Below are 269 nucleotides of genomic sequence, written 5' to 3'. Positions count from 1 at the left end.
GTTCCAGGCACCGTGCTCGTCCTTCACATAGATGGTGAAGGTATCCGTGATGGTGGCGCCTTCCGGCAGAGCATCGATGGAATCGATGTCGAAGGTCTCGCCGTCAAGGCTGGCCGTCCCCCGCACAGCTTCGCCTTCGCCCTTCAGGGTATAGGTCCAGGTGCCGTCGTTGTTCAGAACCAGATGGCCGAAGTCCCCCTTCACGGGAGCGCTGCTCTCCACGTCACCGTCCGTGGCATCCTTGCCCAGAAAGATGCCTGCGTCAGGGA

1 protein-coding gene is annotated in these 269 nt (G+C 61.3%); it reads right to left on the bottom strand.

The window, feature by feature from the left end; all coding sequences use genetic code 11:
* On the bottom strand, positions 1–269 hold a 269-nt coding region (locus ACQRCJ_RS12560; protein ID WP_427799960.1), incomplete at both ends, for a VCBS domain-containing protein.

This window comes from Desulfovibrio sp. SGI.102 (assembly GCF_050314315.1).
Classification (GTDB): Bacteria; Desulfobacterota; Desulfovibrionia; order Desulfovibrionales; family Desulfovibrionaceae; genus Desulfovibrio.
Note: the sequence above shows the minus strand (reverse complement) of the source record. Positions and strands in the feature narration are given on the sequence as shown.